Annotated in this window: 16 protein-coding genes; 5 read left to right on the plus strand and 11 right to left on the minus strand. The window is 61.8% G+C overall.

From position 1 onward, the window contains the following. Nucleotides 1–61: 61 nt before the first annotated feature. A complete protein-coding gene (locus G5V57_RS16935) occupies nucleotides 62–889 on the minus strand; it encodes a DUF3108 domain-containing protein (protein ID WP_165168767.1) in 828 nt (275 codons plus the stop codon). A gap of 125 nt (nucleotides 890–1,014) precedes the next feature. Between G5V57_RS16935 and G5V57_RS16940 the strand changes: the two genes are divergently transcribed. After that, complete coding sequence (locus tag G5V57_RS16940; protein ID WP_165168768.1) at nucleotides 1,015–1,872, plus strand: branched-chain amino acid aminotransferase; 858 nt, start codon at nucleotides 1,015–1,017, stop codon at nucleotides 1,870–1,872. Nucleotides 1,873–1,887: 15 nt separating this feature from the next. On the opposite strand, the gene G5V57_RS16945 is transcribed toward G5V57_RS16940, so the two are convergent. Genes G5V57_RS16945 through G5V57_RS16960 form a run of 4 tightly spaced genes read right to left on the minus strand, consistent with a single transcriptional unit; the run spans nucleotide 1,888 to nucleotide 4,477 of the window. After that, a complete protein-coding gene (locus G5V57_RS16945; RefSeq protein WP_165168769.1) occupies nucleotides 1,888–2,400 on the minus strand; it encodes a tyrosine phosphatase family protein in 513 nt (170 codons plus the stop codon). 9 nt (nucleotides 2,401–2,409) lie between these two features. After that, nucleotides 2,410–3,012 (minus strand): HD family hydrolase, encoded by a 603-nt coding sequence (locus G5V57_RS16950; RefSeq protein WP_165168770.1) that lies wholly within the window; start codon nucleotides 3,010–3,012, stop codon nucleotides 2,410–2,412. A gap of 2 nt (nucleotides 3,013–3,014) precedes the next feature. Then, complete coding sequence (locus tag G5V57_RS16955) at nucleotides 3,015–3,632, minus strand: DNA-3-methyladenine glycosylase I (protein WP_165168771.1); 618 nt, start codon at nucleotides 3,630–3,632, stop codon at nucleotides 3,015–3,017. Beyond that, on the minus strand, nucleotides 3,629–4,477 hold the full coding sequence (locus G5V57_RS16960; protein ID WP_165168772.1) for a folate-binding protein YgfZ: 849 nt from the start codon (nucleotides 4,475–4,477) through the stop codon (nucleotides 3,629–3,631). Before G5V57_RS16960 ends, G5V57_RS16955 begins: the two co-directional genes overlap by 4 nt. Nucleotides 4,478–4,647: 170 nt before the next feature. On the opposite strand from G5V57_RS16960, the gene G5V57_RS16965 reads away from it, so the two are divergent. The 4 genes from G5V57_RS16965 to G5V57_RS16980 are packed head-to-tail and all read left to right on the plus strand — an operon-like array spanning nucleotide 4,648 to nucleotide 8,570. Further along, nucleotides 4,648–5,985 (plus strand): dihydroorotase, encoded by a 1,338-nt coding sequence (locus G5V57_RS16965; RefSeq protein WP_165168773.1) that lies wholly within the window; start codon nucleotides 4,648–4,650, stop codon nucleotides 5,983–5,985. 18 nt (nucleotides 5,986–6,003) lie between these two features. Continuing rightward, nucleotides 6,004–6,990: an MDR family oxidoreductase gene (locus G5V57_RS16970; protein ID WP_165168774.1), complete on the plus strand. Its 987-nt coding sequence runs from the start codon at nucleotides 6,004–6,006 to the stop codon at nucleotides 6,988–6,990. Continuing rightward, on the plus strand, nucleotides 6,990–7,640 hold the full coding sequence (locus tag G5V57_RS16975) for a LysE family translocator (protein ID WP_165168775.1): 651 nt from the start codon (nucleotides 6,990–6,992) through the stop codon (nucleotides 7,638–7,640). The genes G5V57_RS16970 and G5V57_RS16975 overlap by 1 nt, the downstream gene beginning before the upstream one ends. A 60-nt stretch (nucleotides 7,641–7,700) precedes the next feature. Further along, the gene (locus G5V57_RS16980) at nucleotides 7,701–8,570 is read left to right on the plus strand and encodes an ABC transporter substrate-binding protein (RefSeq protein WP_165168776.1); all 870 of its coding nucleotides are present in this window, start codon (nucleotides 7,701–7,703) and stop codon (nucleotides 8,568–8,570) included. A gap of 9 nt (nucleotides 8,571–8,579) precedes the next feature. Here the strand turns inward: G5V57_RS16980 and G5V57_RS16985 are convergent, their stop codons facing one another. From G5V57_RS16985 to G5V57_RS17010, 6 genes are all read right to left on the minus strand, one after another. Then, entirely contained in the window at nucleotides 8,580–9,416 is an 837-nt protein-coding gene (locus G5V57_RS16985; RefSeq protein WP_165168777.1) for an ABC transporter permease subunit, read from the minus strand. Next, the gene (locus tag G5V57_RS16990) at nucleotides 9,413–10,390 is read right to left on the minus strand and encodes an ABC transporter permease (protein ID WP_165168778.1); all 978 of its coding nucleotides are present in this window, start codon (nucleotides 10,388–10,390) and stop codon (nucleotides 9,413–9,415) included. The genes G5V57_RS16985 and G5V57_RS16990 overlap by 4 nt, the downstream gene beginning before the upstream one ends. 3 nt (nucleotides 10,391–10,393) lie before the next feature. Continuing rightward, nucleotides 10,394–11,563 (minus strand): ABC transporter ATP-binding protein, encoded by a 1,170-nt coding sequence (locus tag G5V57_RS16995; protein WP_165168779.1) that lies wholly within the window; start codon nucleotides 11,561–11,563, stop codon nucleotides 10,394–10,396. A 72-nt stretch (nucleotides 11,564–11,635) separates the two neighbouring features. Continuing rightward, nucleotides 11,636–12,742 (minus strand): polyamine ABC transporter substrate-binding protein, encoded by a 1,107-nt coding sequence (locus G5V57_RS17000; RefSeq protein WP_165168780.1) that lies wholly within the window; start codon nucleotides 12,740–12,742, stop codon nucleotides 11,636–11,638. A gap of 78 nt (nucleotides 12,743–12,820) precedes the next feature. Further along, a complete protein-coding gene (locus G5V57_RS17005) occupies nucleotides 12,821–13,483 on the minus strand; it encodes a TetR/AcrR family transcriptional regulator (RefSeq protein WP_165168781.1) in 663 nt (220 codons plus the stop codon). A 115-nt stretch (nucleotides 13,484–13,598) separates the two neighbouring features. After that, nucleotides 13,599–14,402 (minus strand): response regulator, encoded by an 804-nt coding sequence (locus tag G5V57_RS17010; RefSeq protein ID WP_165168782.1) that lies wholly within the window; start codon nucleotides 14,400–14,402, stop codon nucleotides 13,599–13,601. Nucleotides 14,403–14,513 lie beyond the last annotated feature (111 nt).

Below are 14,513 nucleotides of genomic sequence, written 5' to 3' on the forward strand. Positions count from 1 at the left end.
GATAATCCGATGCGCACATCAAATAGCTTGAGCGCCGGGTTGATTCTATGACAGCGTCTAATCAGTCTTCGCCGATCTTGCGGCCGTCGATGCTCGCCTCGCGCGCATAAGCGACGAAGCTCAACCCTTGGAGTTTCCCGGTGGCGAGCACCGGGAAGAACAGACCTATGCCCGCTCCGGAAGAGCCGATTGGCGCGAACCAGACGTCGAACCGGGAGGGAACGCCGCCTGACTTCTTGAACTTCACGGCCGGGCGTCCGGCCACCGGCGCGTAGGTCATGCTGCATTTGAGCGCCTTGCCGCGATAGACGCCCGGGCTGTTCGAGCCGAGCGTCACCTCGCCGGCGAGCGCGAAGCGCAGCTCATAGACCTCCCGTCCATCGACCACTCTTTCCACGCTCGGGCATGGCTGTCCCGACTGCAGCACCGCCTTGCGCAGCATCAGCGAGAGTGGGTCAACCAGACCCGAAGTCAGACCCCTCGCGACGAGCGCGTCGTCCTCCTTGTCCTTGGGCGTCGAGCTGACAGCGGGATTGTCGTTCCGCCAGCTGACTTCGAGAATTTTCTTCTTGTCGCTTTTGCGGGCCTCGGAGCGGTAGTGTGACGGCCTGAGGCCGTCGCCCTTCAGGGCGCCCGCGGCCGCCATCTCCATCCGGTAATCCGAGAACAGATCGGCCAGGCCCTTCGTCTTGATCGATGCGGTCGACTGATAGCCGTCTTCCGAGAGCGCCGCCTTGTACGAAATGCGCATCGCCGAGACGCTGCTGACCTTGACTTCGTAGCTCAGCGCAAGCTGGCTCTGCGTTGGTTGCGCGCCGGCTGGCGCGAGAAAGGCCATGCTTCCGACGGCCAACGCTGAGGCCAGGGACATTGTCTTCACATTCGGCATCGCCATCTTCCTTGCCGCATTCCTGATCCATGCCTTCAACCAAATCTGTGACCATATTTTGATCCGGCGGGACTTTGTCTTTTGGCCGGTTCAGCTTAAGCTTTAGGACAATAGGAGAACGAAGAATGGCAATTTCACAATATGACCAAAATAAGTGCTGGACCTATGTCGACGGCAAGTGGCTGCAGGGCAATCCGCCGCTCATGGGGCCGTGGAGCGATGCCTCATGGCTGGGCTCGGTCATATTCGACGGCAGTCGCGCTTTCGAAGGTGTGACGCCCGATCTCGATCTGCACTGCCAGCGCTGCGAGCGCTCGGCTCTGGCCTTCGGGCTCAAGCCCTTGAAGGCCGGCGCGATCGAGGAACTGGTTCGTGACGGCATCGGAAAATTTCCCAGAAACACGCCGCTTTATCTGCGCCCCATGTTCTGGGCCGAGACCAATTTCCTCGATCCGGGCCCCGTCGAGACGCGCTATGCGATCTCGGTTTACGAATCGGCGATGCCGTCGACCAAGGGATTCTCGGCCGGCCTGTCGACATTCCGCCGACCGTCCTACGAATATGCGCCAACCGATGCCAAGGCGGCCTGCCACTATGCCAATTCCGGCCGCGCCGTGCGCGAAGCCCAGGCGCGTGGTTTCGACAATGCAGTGTTGCTCGATGCCATCGGCAAGGTTTCCGAATTCACCACGTCCAATCTCTTCTACGCCAAGGACGGTGCCGTGCACACGCCGATCCCGAACGGCACGCTGCTGAACGGCATCACCCGTCAACGCGTCATCAAGCTTCTGCGCAAAGCCGGCATCGAAGTCCACGAACGCGCAATCTCATGGCCGGAAGTGCTCGCCGCCGACGAGGTCTTCTCCACCGGCAATTACGGCAAGGTGATTCCGGTGACGCGCCTCGAAACCCGCGACCTGCAGCCGGGACCGATGTTCAAGAAGGCGCGCGAGCTCTATTGGGAGTTTGCCCATTCGGGTTGAGCGGGTGGAAACTTCTCAGACCTTCCACTGGAAGATGACGCCCTCATAGGCGTCTTCGCCGCGTCCGATCGCGTCGATCGCGTCGACCATGCGGCCCTGGCGGCCCAGCATGTCGTCGGCGAAGGCGACGATGCGCCGGTTGGGCGTCGCCACATGCGAGAGGGAGCGCAACTGCTGAGCGAGCTGATATTCATCGGCGTCGGGATTATAGAGGCACATGGCGGTGAAGGCCGAGGCCGTCGAGCGACTGATCCCGGCCCAGCAATGAATGAGCATCGGCGCATCGCCCTGACCCTGACGTGTCGTGAGGAAGGCAATGAGCTGCTCGACATGGTCGGAAGCGGGCGCGGTGAGGCCCTCGGCCGGCGCCGTGATGTCGTGGAAGGTGAGCTTCAGGTGATGATCATCGGCAATGCCCGAGAAGCTGCGATGCGGCGTCTCGGGTCCGAGAAGGCTCACGACATGGCTGACCTTATGGCGGTTGACCAGGAGTTGGACGGCGGCAAGCGGACTGACGATGATTTCCATGGTGCGAGCTTATAGCAGCTGCTTGAATTTGCGCACATAGGCGGCTTCCGCGTCATTGGGCGCAAGGGGGCGCAGCGCATGGAAGCCGCGCGCGCCATCGAGGCCTTTCGGTCTGCCGAAGAATTTCCCAGCCTCCTCCAGGCTGAAGCCGGCAAGCTGCGTCGCTTCGAGATAAGCGGCGATCTGGTCGGCCTTTTTGATCTTGCCCGCGAGTGTCTCCGAGACCGCGGCCGGCAGGCCGAAGCGCAGATGTATGGCGGCCAGGAGCTTATGCTCAAAGGCTTTGTAATCGACGCCGAGCGCTGCCTTGAAGGGCGAGATCATGTCGCCGATCACATATTCGGGAGCGTCATGCAGGAGAGCGGCGAGCCGCGCGTGATGGTCGAGGTTGTCATGCATATGCACCAGCAGCGCCTCGACCAGCAGGCTGTGCTGGGCCACCGAAAAAGCATGAGCGCCTTTGGTCTGGCCGTTCCAGCGTGCCACGCGCGCCAGGCCATGGGCGATATCCTCGATCTCGATATCGAGCGGCGAGGGGTTGAGTAGATCGAGCCTGCGGCCCGACAGCATGCGCTGCCAGGCGCGCGGCTCATCCGTCTTGCGCGGCGGCATGGTTATTTCGGCCGTTTGCTGTCGAGAAAGGCGTCATGGCGATGGCAATTCACCATGTGATCGTTAACGAGCCCGCAGGCCTGCATGAAAGCGTAGACGATGGTCGGTCCACAGAAGCGGAAGCCACGCTTCTTGAGGTCCTTCGAGATCGTCTCCGCCAAAGGCGTCGCGGCCGGCACGTCCCTGCGGCTGCGGAAGCGGTTCTGCAGCGGTTTGTCGCCGACGAAGCTCCACAGGTAGAATGAGAAGTCCTGCTTCTCCGACAGCGCCAGATAGGCCTGCGCATTGGTGACGCTGGCCTCGATCTTGAGTTTGTTGCGCACGATGCCTTCATTCTTCATCAGACTGGCGAGCTTGCGAGCATTGTAGCGCGCCATGATCTCGGGATCGAAGCCGTCGAAAGCCTCGCGGAACGCGTCGCGCTTGCGCAGGATGGTGATCCAGGAAAGCCCCGCCTGGAAGCCGTCGAGCAGCAGCTTCTCGAACAAAGCGCGGGAGTCATATTCGGGCACGCCCCAATCCTCGTCGTGATAGGCGACATAGACGGGATCCGTGCCGCACCAGAAGCAGCGGTGGATGCCGTCCGCATGCTTGATCACGGATTCAGTGGCCTTGCTCATTCGTCATCTTTCGGAAGGGCGACGTCGAATCGCGCCCAGGCGGGTTTCCTAACATGGACGGGACCGGTCTTTGTCAGCAGCCCGATTTCGGACTCGACCGCGTCCTTCAGCCGGTCGAGCCGGATCAGCGCCAGCCCGTCACTGCCCGCCGAAGAGAGCGCCGTGCCCACGAGCTTGTCGCCGGCCTTGATCTCGGTGCCTTTGGCTGGAACGCCCTTGGGCACATGGATCGGCACGATGCGGTTGCGCGCGGTACCCCTGTGCTCCATGCGCGATACAACCTCCTGGCCGATGAAGCAGCCCTTCTTGAAGCTCACCCCGCCGAACTGATCGAGATTGGCTTCATGCGGGAACAATTCGCCTGAGCCGATGTCCTCATCGCTGTCGGCGAGGCCGAGGCGGATGCGGCCACTGCGATAGGTTTCGTCGTCGGCCTCGGGCAGCGAGCCCTTGGGCGCAATCAGGCGGGCGCCGAGCTGCGCCACGCGTGGATCGGTGAAAGAGGTGCCATTGGCGGGCTTGGCCGGAGCCACGCCCACTTCTTCGTCGCTTTCGGCAATCGTGACTTTGGCGCGCAGCTTGTAGAAAGCGAGCCGTTTCACGAGATCCGCCTTCCGGGCGGCGGAGCAGTCGATCACATAGCGACCGTCCTCGGCCAGGACGAAGAAATCGAACAGGATCTTGCCTTGTGGCTGCAGCAGGGCTGCATAGGCGGCTTCCCCCGGCTTGAGGCTCGCGATATCGGCGGTGACCAGATTCTGCAGGAAATCACGGGCGTCATCGCCGCTGATCGTGACGACTGCACGGGAGGTAAGTTTCTGGGTGGCAAACGGCAGGCGTTGCATGGATGTTGCACCTATAGAGCCTTCCCCATCGGATTCCTCGAAATCCGATGGGGACAAAAGGCTCGATAATCTTTATTAGAGCGCTTCCTTATCGCCAAACTAGACTTTGGCGGGAAGCGCTCGGGATGGACACATCTACGAATGCTCCCATATCTAATCAAGGAGCTCCGATGACCGCCACCTATGATCTTGTTTTGAAAGGCGGAACCGTCGTCAATCAGGATGGCGCCGGGGTCCGCGACGTGGCCGTCAGAGGCGGGCGCATCGCGGCCGTGGGCAGCCTTTCCGGAGTGGGAGCCGGGGAAACTGTCGACTGCACCGGGCTCCATATCCTGCCCGGTGTCATCGACAGCCAGGTGCATTTCCGCGAGCCGGGGGCGGAACACAAGGAAGATCTCGAGACCGGCAGCCGGGCGGCCGTGGCGGGCGGCGTCACCGGTGTCTTCGAGATGCCCAATACCAAGCCTTTGACGACCTCGGCCGAGGCCCTGGCCGACAAGGTGGCGCGCGCCACCAACCGCATGTTCTGCGATTTCGCCTTCTACATGGGCGGTACCCGCGAGAATGCCCGCTTGCTGCCCGAGCTCGAGCGTCTGCCGGGCTGTGCCGGCACCAAGGTCTTCATGGGCTCTTCCACGGGCGATCTGCTGGTCGACGATGATCAGGGCATCGATCTGATCCTCTCGCAGATCCGGCGCCGCGCCGCTTTCCACAGCGAGGACGAGTTCCGTCTGAAAGGGCGCAAAAACGAGCAGCGCGCCGGCGATGCGTCAAGCCACCCGGTCTGGCGCGATGCGGAAGCGGCCCGCCTGTGCACCGAGCGCCTGCTCAGGCTGGCCCGCAAGCACGGCAAGCGCATTCATGTGTTGCATGTCTCGACCGCCGAGGAAATGCCGCTGCTGGCCGCCCATAAGGACATCGCGACCGTCGAGGTGACGCCGCACCATCTCACTCTGGCGGCGCCCGAAGCCTATGAGCGTCTCGGCACCCGGGCGCAGATGAATCCGCCGGTGCGCGACGCGAGCCATCGCGCCGCGATCTGGCAGGCGCTGCTGGCGGGCGTCGTCGACGTGCTGGGATCCGACCACGCGCCCCATACGCTGGCCGAGAAGGCGAAGTCATATCCCGAGTCCCCCTCGGGTATGACGGGCGTCCAGACCCTGGTTCCGATCATGCTCGATCATGTGAACAAGGGGCGGCTCACCCTTGAGCGTTTCGTCGACCTGACGAGCCATGGACCCGGCCGTATTTTTGGCCTGGCGGGCAAGGGACGCATCGCCGAAGGCTATGACGCCGATTTCACCATCGTCGATCTCAAGCGCCGCCAGACCATAAGCAATAGCTGGATGGAAAGCCGGGCCGGCTGGACACCCTATGACGGCGTCGAGGTCAAGGGCTGGCCCGTGGGCACCATCATCCGTGGACGGCGCGTGATGTGGGAAGGTGACATCCTGGGGGCCGCCCAAGGTCAACCCATCGCTTTCATGGAGACCCTCCCGTCGCTATAAGCGGAGGGAGGAGAATTCATGGACAGACAATTCCGTGCCATCCTGATCGGCAAGACCGAGAAGGGCCAGAAGCTCGATTTCGTGACATTGAGCGAGACCGACCTGATGCCGGGCGATGTGACGGTCGCCGTCGAGCATTCCACCGTCAATTACAAGGACGGCCTGGCGGTCACCGGTCGGGCCCCGATCATCCGGCACTATCCCCTGATTCCGGGCATCGACTTCGCCGGCAGTGTGGTGGAATCGAGCCACCGCCTGATCAAGGCCGGCGACCGGGTCATTCTCAACGGCTGGGGTGTCGGCGAAGGCCATCACGGCGGCTATGCCGGCTTGGCCCGTGTCAAGGGCGACTGGCTGGTGGCTGTGCCTGACACCATGACGACGGCCCAGACCATGGCCATCGGCACGGCCGGCTACACGGCCATGCTGTGCATCATCGCGCTGGAGCGCCAGGGGGTAAGGCCCGAGGATGGCGAGATCCTGGTCACCGGGGCCGCGGGCGGTGTGGGCTCGATCGCCATCGCCGTGCTGTCGAAGCTCGGCTTCAAGGTGGCGGCCTCGACCGGCCGGCCGGAAGAAGAGCCCTTCCTCAAGAGCCTCGGCGCCACGACCATCATCGACCGCAATGAATTCTCAGGTCCCGTGAAGGCGCTCGGCAAGATGCGCTTCGCCGGCGCCGTCGACGCTGTCGGCTCGACCACCCTCGCCAATGTTCTGTCCCAGATCCTGCCTGAGGGCACGGTGGCCGCTTGCGGCCTGGCACAGGGCATGGATCTGCCCGCTTCGGTGGCGCCCTTCATCCTGCGCGGCGTCAAGCTCATCGGCATCAATTCGGTGACCGCCTCGCTGACCCGCCGGGTCGAAGCCTGGTCGCGTCTCGCTCATGATCTGGATTTGGCCAAGCTCAAGGAACTGACGAGCCATGCCAGGCTTGACGATGTGCCTGCGCTGGCCGGCGAAATCATCGCCGGCAAGATCCGCGGCCGCGTGGTGATCGACCTCTAATGGATTTTGAACTCATCGCCATCGGCATGGCCATCGGCATCGCCGTCACGGCCCCTCTGGGGCCCGTCAATCTGACGGTCATTCGCTCCGCTCTGCGCGCCGGCATGGCCGGCGGCATGGCGGCGGCCTCAGGCTCCATTGCAGGCGATGCGCTTTTCGCCACCTTCGCCGCCTATGGTGTGCGCTGGGTCGAGGATTGGGTCCACGTTCACACGGAAGCGATCCAACTCGTCGGCGGGCTTCTCCTCATCTTCATCGGCGTGCGCACCGCGATGCACCATGTGAAGGACGCCGAGCTCTCGCTGTCCGATCTCGGCCGCGGCGCCTATGTGCGCAAGGCGTGCACCTGCTTCTTTCTCACCGTGACCAATCCAGGCGCGCTGCTCGGCTTCTTCGCCATATTCAGCGGGCTCGGCGGCGTGCTCGATCTGGGCGCCGTGCCCTATCGGCCACTCAATGCCGTCGCCGGCGTCATTCTCGGCACGCTTCTCTGGTGGGGCTTCGTCACCTATCTCGTCACTCATATCAAGGGCCGCGTCACCAGCTACACGCTGGTCAGGCTCAATATCTGGGCCGGCGTCGCGATCGCCGTGTTCGGCGTCGTCATCCTCGGAAATCTGGTGCTGCGCCAGTTCGGCTGGTCGTTCTGAACCCGCAACTGTTCGCCGCGGACTGAGCCAGGCGTTGACAAAACTGTTATGTCGCGGCGCATGGATGAACCGCGGCGCCTGCTTTCCTTGGCTCCCAATGTCTCGATGATCCTGTTCGCGCTCGGCGCGGACGATGTCGTTGTCGGACGTACGTCCCTATGTCTGCCGTCCATTCGGGATTATCTCGAAATCTGGGGATTTTCGGGACCAGCGATAGAAAGTCGCTTGCAGCACTGGGCGGCGCTGCCCGAGGTCGGCGGCTGGCCCTCGGGAGATTGCGAGCGCGCGAAGGCGCTGCGCCCTGACATGATCCTCGCTTCGGCAACCGGTCCGCTCGCCGCCCATGAAAACTGGCCTGCGCCATCGGTCAACTTCGACATCCGCACCTTGGCGGATATCGACCGTCAGATTACCGCGATCGGAGAGATTCTCGGCAAGCCGCAGGCGGCGCGGGAGATGGTGGCGCAGCTGGCGGTGCGGCGCGAAAGCGTTCTCGCCCGGCGCAGCGTTTCGTCGCGCCGCCCGACGGTGCTGTTCGAATATTGTGTGTGCATCAAATATCATCCGGAACCGGCATGTCGCTTCGCCAATCCGGGGCGTTTCATCATGGCGGGCGGGTACCTTGCGCCGGAACTGATCCGCATGAGCGGCGGCGAGCCGCTCTTCGTCAAGCCTGGCGATGCTGTTGCCTGGATCGATTTCCAGGACATTCGGGAAGCGCAGCCAGACGTGATCCTTGCCTTCGATTGCAATGGCTGCCCGAATTCGATGAAACATCCCATCGCGGCGCGGCCGGGCTGGCCGGATCTCAAGGCGGTGGCGAACAGCGCCGTGTACCGGCCGCGCCGGAATCTGGCCAATCCCAATCTCTGCCACCCCGAAGCGCTCGCCGAATTGGCCGACTTGCTGGCGGCTTGGGCCGAGCGTTGAAACGCTCTCCTATTTATTTGCTGCGATCGCCATCTGCACGTCGCGTTCGCGCCTCTTCTCGGCCCTTTGCATGATCAAGCCGGCGATGGCGACGCCGCTCCCTACCAGGACCACGATGATGGTGGCGAGAGCGTTCAAGTCCGGCGTCACGCCGAGACGTACCTTCGAGAAGATATAGAGCGGCAAGGTGGTCGAACCCGGTCCGTTCGTGAAGGCTGTAATCACCACATCGTCGAGCGAGAGCGTGAAGGAGAGAAGCCAGCCGGCGATGATGGCGGGCGCGATGATCGGCAAGGTGACGTCGAACAGCACGCGCAACGGCTTCGAGCCGAGATCCATCGCCGCTTCCTCGACCGACCGGTCCATCGAGGCGAGGCGCGACTGTACCACCACCGTCACATAGGAGAGCGAAAAAGTGATATGGGCGAGCGTGATGGTGGTGAAGCCGCGCGTCGGCCAGCCGATCATGCCGTTGAGCGCGATGAAGAACAGCACCAGCGAGATGCCGGTGATGACTTCCGGCATCACCAGCGGCGCCGAGACGAGCCCCGAAAACAGCGTGCGGCCGCGGAAGCGCGAGAAGCGGGCGAGCGCCATGCCCGCCATGGTGCCGAGGATGGTGGCGATGGTGGCGCTGACAAAGGCGATGCGCAAGGAAAGCCAGGCGGCGTCGAGCACCTGCTGGTTGGTGAGGAGCTTGCCGTACCACTCCGTCGAAAAGCCGCCCCACACCGTGGCGAGCCTCGACTTGTTGAAGGAAAAGAAGATCATCGAGGCGATCGGCACATAGAAAAAGGCATAGCCGAAGATCAGCGCGAAGATCAGGAAGTAGGGACGGCGCCTCATGTCGCGGCCCTCCGCGCCTCGCGCGCCTGGAAGAAGTTGTAGATCATGATCGGGATGACCAGCACGGCGAGCAGCGCCACGGCGACGGCCGAGGCCACCGGCCAGTCGCGGTTCTGAAAGAACTCGTCCGCCAGCACGCGCCCGATCATCGGGCTGTCGCCGCGGCCCATGAGCGAGGGGATCACATACTCTCCGGTCGCCGGGATGAAGACGAGCATGGCGCCGGCGATCATGCCCGGTATCGAGAGCGGCAAGGTGATGTCGCGGAAAACCTGCCAGGGCTTGGAGCCGAGATCCATCGCCGCCTCATCGAGGGTGCGGTCGAGCTTTTCGAGCGTCGCATAGAGCGGCAGGATCATGAACGGCAGATAAGAATAGACTATGCCGAGCACGACGGCGAAATTCGTGTTCATCATCTGTATGTGGTCGCCGCCGCCTGCCCAGAAGGGAAAGAAGGTGTTGATGATCGAGGTCAGGCCGCGATTGAACCAGCTGGTGTTGCCGAGGAGTCCGATCCAGGCATAGACGCGCAGGAGAAACGAGGTCCAGAAGGGCAGGATCACCAGGAGCAGCAGCACATTGCGCCAGGCGCCCGAGGCGCGCGCGATGCCGAGCGCCATCGGATAGCCGATGAGAAGAGCGAAAAAGGTCGAGATCGCCGCGAGCTTGAGCGAGTTGAGATATCCCTGCCAATAAATGGCATCCTGGGTGAGGAAGAGATAATTGTCGCTTGTCCCGTAGGGAAATGTCTCCTTCCAGATAACCGGCGGGAGACCGAGCTGCGCGGTGCCGGTGCTGATCGCCAGCACGATGAAAAAGGGCGCGATGAAGAAGATCAGGAGCCACAGATAGGGGATGGCGATGATTGCCTGGCGCCAGGCCTCGCGGTCGAGCCATTGCCTCAAGCCATGGGCTTTCGGCAGGTGGCTCTCCTGGCCTTGCGTCGTCGTGGTAGCAGGGGCGAGCGCGGCCATGGGCTACTCCGTCAGGATGATGACGGAGGAGGGCGCGAATGTGAGCCAGACGTCGTCCTCCCACACCGCCACGCGTTCATTCTCGCCGGCTCGCCGGCTGTTCACCGCATTGACGCGCACCAGCGTGCCTGAGGCGAGCTTCACCCGATAGAGCGAATCCTTGCCGAAATAGCCGAGATCGATGACTTTGCCGGCAATCGCGTTGCCGGCCGCCTTGGCGCCCGGCTTCTTGCGTTCGATCGAGATTTTCTCAGGCCGCACCGCGATCGAGACCTTGGCGTTCTCGGTGGGCAGGTCGCCCGCATGCTCGACGGTCACATCGGCGCCCAAAGCCGGCGTACTCACGATGACCTTGTTCTTTGTCGTGGATTTCACCTCGCCGTCGAAGATGTTGATAGAGCCGATGAAGTCGGCGACGAAGCGTGTCCTCGGAAATTCGTAGATCTCGGTCGGCGTGCCGATCTGGCGGATGAGACCCTGATCCATCACCGCTATGCGGGTGGCCAGCGTCATCGCTTCCTCCTGGTCATGGGTGACGACGATGAAGGTGACGCCGAGCTTGTGCTGGATATTCATGAGCTCGAACTGCGTCTGTTCGCGCAGCTTCTTGTCGAGGGCGCCCAAGGGCTCGTCGAGCAGCAGCACCTTGGGCTGCTTGGCGAGCGAGCGTGCGAGCGCCACGCGCTGACGCTGACCGCCCGAAAGCTGATGCGGCTTGCGCCCGGCGAGCGGCGTCAGCTTCACCAGATCGAGGAGCTCCTTGATGCGCTCCTTGCGCTGGGCATCAGTCATCGCCTCGTGCTTGAGGCCGTAGCCGACATTCTTCTCCACTGTCATATGCGGGAACAGCGCATAGGACTGGAACATCATATTGACGGGCCGCTGATAGGGCGGAATTTCCGTCATATCCTGGCCGTCGAGATAAAGATGACCGGCGGTCGGCGTCTCGAAGCCGGCCAGCATCCGTAGCAGCGTGGTCTTGCCGCAGCCCGATCCGCCGAGCAGCGCGAAGAGCTCGCCCTTGTAGATGTCGAGGCTGACATTGTCGACCGCGGTGAAGTCACCGAATTTCTTGGTGACGCCCTGGATGCGGATAAAGGGGTTGGCTTTCGGATCGAGCCAGGGCTGTTCGCTATGGTGGCTGCTTTCGCGGGACTTCGTTTCGACGTCCATACATTGCTGCGCTCCTGTCGCCTGAACGCGAAAACCCGGCATCTTGCGATACCGGGTTCCGCTGCAGAAGGGTTATGAGCCCGACTTTATCCTGTTCCAGGCGCGGGTGCGTAGCCGCTCGCCCTGCTGCGACAGCATCTTGGGCACGAAGAGGGTCTTCTTGATATCATCGCTCGGATAGACGGCCGGATCCTCCAGCACGCTCTTGTCGACGAACTGCTTCGCCGCGATATTGGCGTTGGCGTAGTTGGTGAAGTTCGTGCACTTGGCGATGACTTCCGGATCCATCAGGAAGTTGAGGAACTTGTAGGCGGCCTCCTTATTGGGCGCGTCGGCGGGAATGACCATCACGTCGAACCAGGCGGGCGAGCCGGTCGCCGGCACTTCATATTGGAGCTTGATGTCGACGCCGGCCTCCTTCGCGCGGGTTGCTGCCGTCGCATAATCGCCCGACCAGGTGCCTGAGACGCAGAGCTCCTTGTTGGGCAGCGCGTTCAGATAATTCGCCGAGTCGAAGCTCTTGATATATTGCCGGATCGGCTTGAAAGCCTCGACTACAGCGTCATAGTCCTCCTGCTTGTCGGAATCGGGGTCGCGGCCGAGATATTTGAGCACCATGGGCATGATGTCGCCGGGGCTTTCCAGCATGTTGATGCCGCAATCGGCGAGCTTCGAGATATTCTCCGGCTTGAAGAGTAGATCGAGCGACGTGAAATCGGCGTTGGGCAGCCGCTCCTTCACCATGTCGACATTATAGGTGGTGCCGACGGTGCCCCACATATAGGGAATCGCATATTCATTGCCCGGATCGCGATCGGCGAGGACCTTCATGATCTCCGGATCCAGATTGACGATATTGGGCAGTTTGGATTTGTCGAGTTTCTCGAAGGCGCCACCCGGAATGAAACGGGGCAGATTTGTGGAAGCTATGTCGATGACGTCATAGCCGGTCGATCCGGCCATGACCTTGGCCTCGACGGTCTCGGCCGAGTCGTAGGTGTCGTAGACGACTTCAATTCCGGTGGCCTTCTTGAAGTCCTCGAGCGTGGTCTCGCCGATATAGTCTACCCAGTTGTAGACATGAACCTTGCCTTCCTCGGCCTTGGCCCTTCTGACGAAGGGCGCGGCGACAATCGTGCCGCCGATGAGCTGAAGTGCGGTGCGTCTGGTGATCGACATTGTCTACTCCCTAATTGCCGGCTCTGACGGCCGGTTCATTGAATGACTGTTCAATCATAGTTCGGGCCCAACGGGCTCTCAAGAGGATTCAGTCTTGGCTTTTTCTCCCGGTGCGGAATAATGCTTGGGAAAGAAAGCATGAAGACAGGCGGCGATCGTCTGTTTGGCGTCGTCGAGCGAATAGGGCTTGGCCATCGTCATGAGATCAAGCCATAGACCTTCGAGCAGCGCGTCGAGGGCGCGTGCGATGAGTTCGGGCGACAACGGATAGCGGCCTTTTTTTATGATCTGGCGGCACAGATCGAGGACGATCGCCGAATATTCCTCGTCATTCGATCCGCAATGTTCGAGATAGGTCGGCCGGCTCTGTGCCTCGGCCCAGAAGGCGCACCAGGCGGAAAGCTTGCGCGGCGCGCAGATCTCCGGATTGAAATCGGAGAACAGAAGCGAAATGAGCTGGTCGGCTGGATCGTCGCTCGCGGTGTTCAGCGCCTTGTGCCAGTTGCCGCGATACTCCTCGGCCAGGTATTTGAGCGTCTCGACCAGGAGCTTTTCCTTGGTCTCGAAATGGAAATTGACGATGCCGCTCGAAAGTCCTGCCGCCTTGGCGACATCGAACATGGTGGTGCCCGAATAGCCCTTGCGCGCCATCACATCGATGGTGGCTTCGATCAGTTGCTGGCGACGAACTTCTTTTGAGGCCTTGCGGCCGATTATGGTCGTCTGTTCAAGAATAGCCATCACACAGGCATACGCCCTCTTGCGGCCCCTGGGATTCGGGCCGCTAAAAGGCAAAGCTAGGATCAATGGACCGTCTTCGTCAATGCGGGATTGGGCCCCCAGGATTACGATCTGTTCAGGCGCTCTGCCGGGTCAGCGTGTGGGCGGCCGATTCGAAGAACAAGGCCTGGCTGATCACCGCCTTCACCGTCTCCGGCTGGAACGGCTTGGTAATGAGGAAGGTCGGTTCGGGCCGTTCGCCGGTCAGCAGGCGTTCCGGATAGGCGGTGATGAAGATGACCGGCAATTCGATGTCGCGCAGGATCTCGTTCACCGCATTGATGCCCGAACTGCCGTCGGCGAGCTGGATATCGGCCAGCACCATGCCGATGCCGCCCTTGCGGGCAATGGCCACAGCCTCATTGTGGGTGCGGGCAATACCTGCCACCTCGTGACCGAGCGAGCGCACGATATGCTCGATATCCATCGCGATGATGGGTTCGTCCTCGATGATCAGGATGTCGGTCGCGATCTGCTCGGCGATCTCGCGGCCAGCCTGCGCCATAAGGGCGTCGAGCTCCTTTTCGCTGACGCCGAGAATGGCGGCCGCCTCTTCATTCGTGAAATCCTCGATCGACAGAAGGAGAAAAGCCTGGCGCGCCGGGGGCGTGATGACATCGAGCCGGCTGTCGATGTCATGGTCAAACGATGCGGCGCCTGACTTCTGCCGGTTGATGCTGAGAGAACGCCACAGCTTGGTGAAGACCTGATAGAGGGCAACTTTAGGATTTAATTCTGAATTGAAGGAGTCGGGCGACGTGAGCAACGACTCGATCGTCGCCGCGACATAGGCGTCGCCTGACTTCTGGTTCCCGGTCAGCGCCCGGGCGTAACGTCTAAGGTACGGAATATGTGGGGAAATTTTCTGTGCTATGGGCATGCCGTTCCCTGATCCTCTGCCGCGTTTCTCAGCAATAACTGGTTCCTATTAACGTCGGTGGTGGTGTTTGGTTCCTAGACCCCAAAAAAATTTTCCGCCCCTAGGAAACCT

This window comes from Nordella sp. HKS 07, from assembly GCF_011046735.1.
Classification (GTDB): Bacteria; Pseudomonadota; Alphaproteobacteria; order Rhizobiales; family Aestuariivirgaceae; genus Taklimakanibacter.

Excerpts from the sequence above, each read along its gene's own strand:
- G5V57_RS16935 (WP_165168767.1), bottom strand. The coding sequence starts at position 889 with ATGCCGAATGTGAAGACAATGTCCCTGGCCTCAGCGTTGGCCGTCGGA.
- G5V57_RS16940 (WP_165168768.1), top strand. The coding sequence starts at position 1,015 with ATGGCAATTTCACAATATGACCAAAATAAGTGCTGGACCTATGTCGAC.
- G5V57_RS16945 (WP_165168769.1), bottom strand. The coding sequence starts at position 2,400 with ATGGAAATCATCGTCAGTCCGCTTGCCGCCGTCCAACTCCTGGTCAAC.
- G5V57_RS16950 (WP_165168770.1), bottom strand. The coding sequence starts at position 3,012 with ATGCCGCCGCGCAAGACGGATGAGCCGCGCGCCTGGCAGCGCATGCTG.
- G5V57_RS16955 (WP_165168771.1), bottom strand. The coding sequence starts at position 3,632 with ATGAGCAAGGCCACTGAATCCGTGATCAAGCATGCGGACGGCATCCAC.
- G5V57_RS16960 (WP_165168772.1), bottom strand. The coding sequence starts at position 4,477 with ATGCAACGCCTGCCGTTTGCCACCCAGAAACTTACCTCCCGTGCAGTC.
- G5V57_RS16965 (WP_165168773.1), top strand. The coding sequence starts at position 4,648 with ATGACCGCCACCTATGATCTTGTTTTGAAAGGCGGAACCGTCGTCAAT.
- G5V57_RS16970 (WP_165168774.1), top strand. The coding sequence starts at position 6,004 with ATGGACAGACAATTCCGTGCCATCCTGATCGGCAAGACCGAGAAGGGC.
- G5V57_RS16975 (WP_165168775.1), top strand. The coding sequence starts at position 6,990 with ATGGATTTTGAACTCATCGCCATCGGCATGGCCATCGGCATCGCCGTC.
- G5V57_RS16980 (WP_165168776.1), top strand. The coding sequence starts at position 7,701 with ATGGATGAACCGCGGCGCCTGCTTTCCTTGGCTCCCAATGTCTCGATG.
- G5V57_RS16985 (WP_165168777.1), bottom strand. The coding sequence starts at position 9,416 with ATGAGGCGCCGTCCCTACTTCCTGATCTTCGCGCTGATCTTCGGCTAT.
- G5V57_RS16990 (WP_165168778.1), bottom strand. The coding sequence starts at position 10,390 with ATGGCCGCGCTCGCCCCTGCTACCACGACGACGCAAGGCCAGGAGAGC.
- G5V57_RS16995 (WP_165168779.1), bottom strand. The coding sequence starts at position 11,563 with ATGGACGTCGAAACGAAGTCCCGCGAAAGCAGCCACCATAGCGAACAG.
- G5V57_RS17000 (WP_165168780.1), bottom strand. The coding sequence starts at position 12,742 with ATGTCGATCACCAGACGCACCGCACTTCAGCTCATCGGCGGCACGATT.
- G5V57_RS17005 (WP_165168781.1), bottom strand. The coding sequence starts at position 13,483 with ATGGCTATTCTTGAACAGACGACCATAATCGGCCGCAAGGCCTCAAAA.
- G5V57_RS17010 (WP_165168782.1), bottom strand. The coding sequence starts at position 14,402 with ATGCCCATAGCACAGAAAATTTCCCCACATATTCCGTACCTTAGACGT.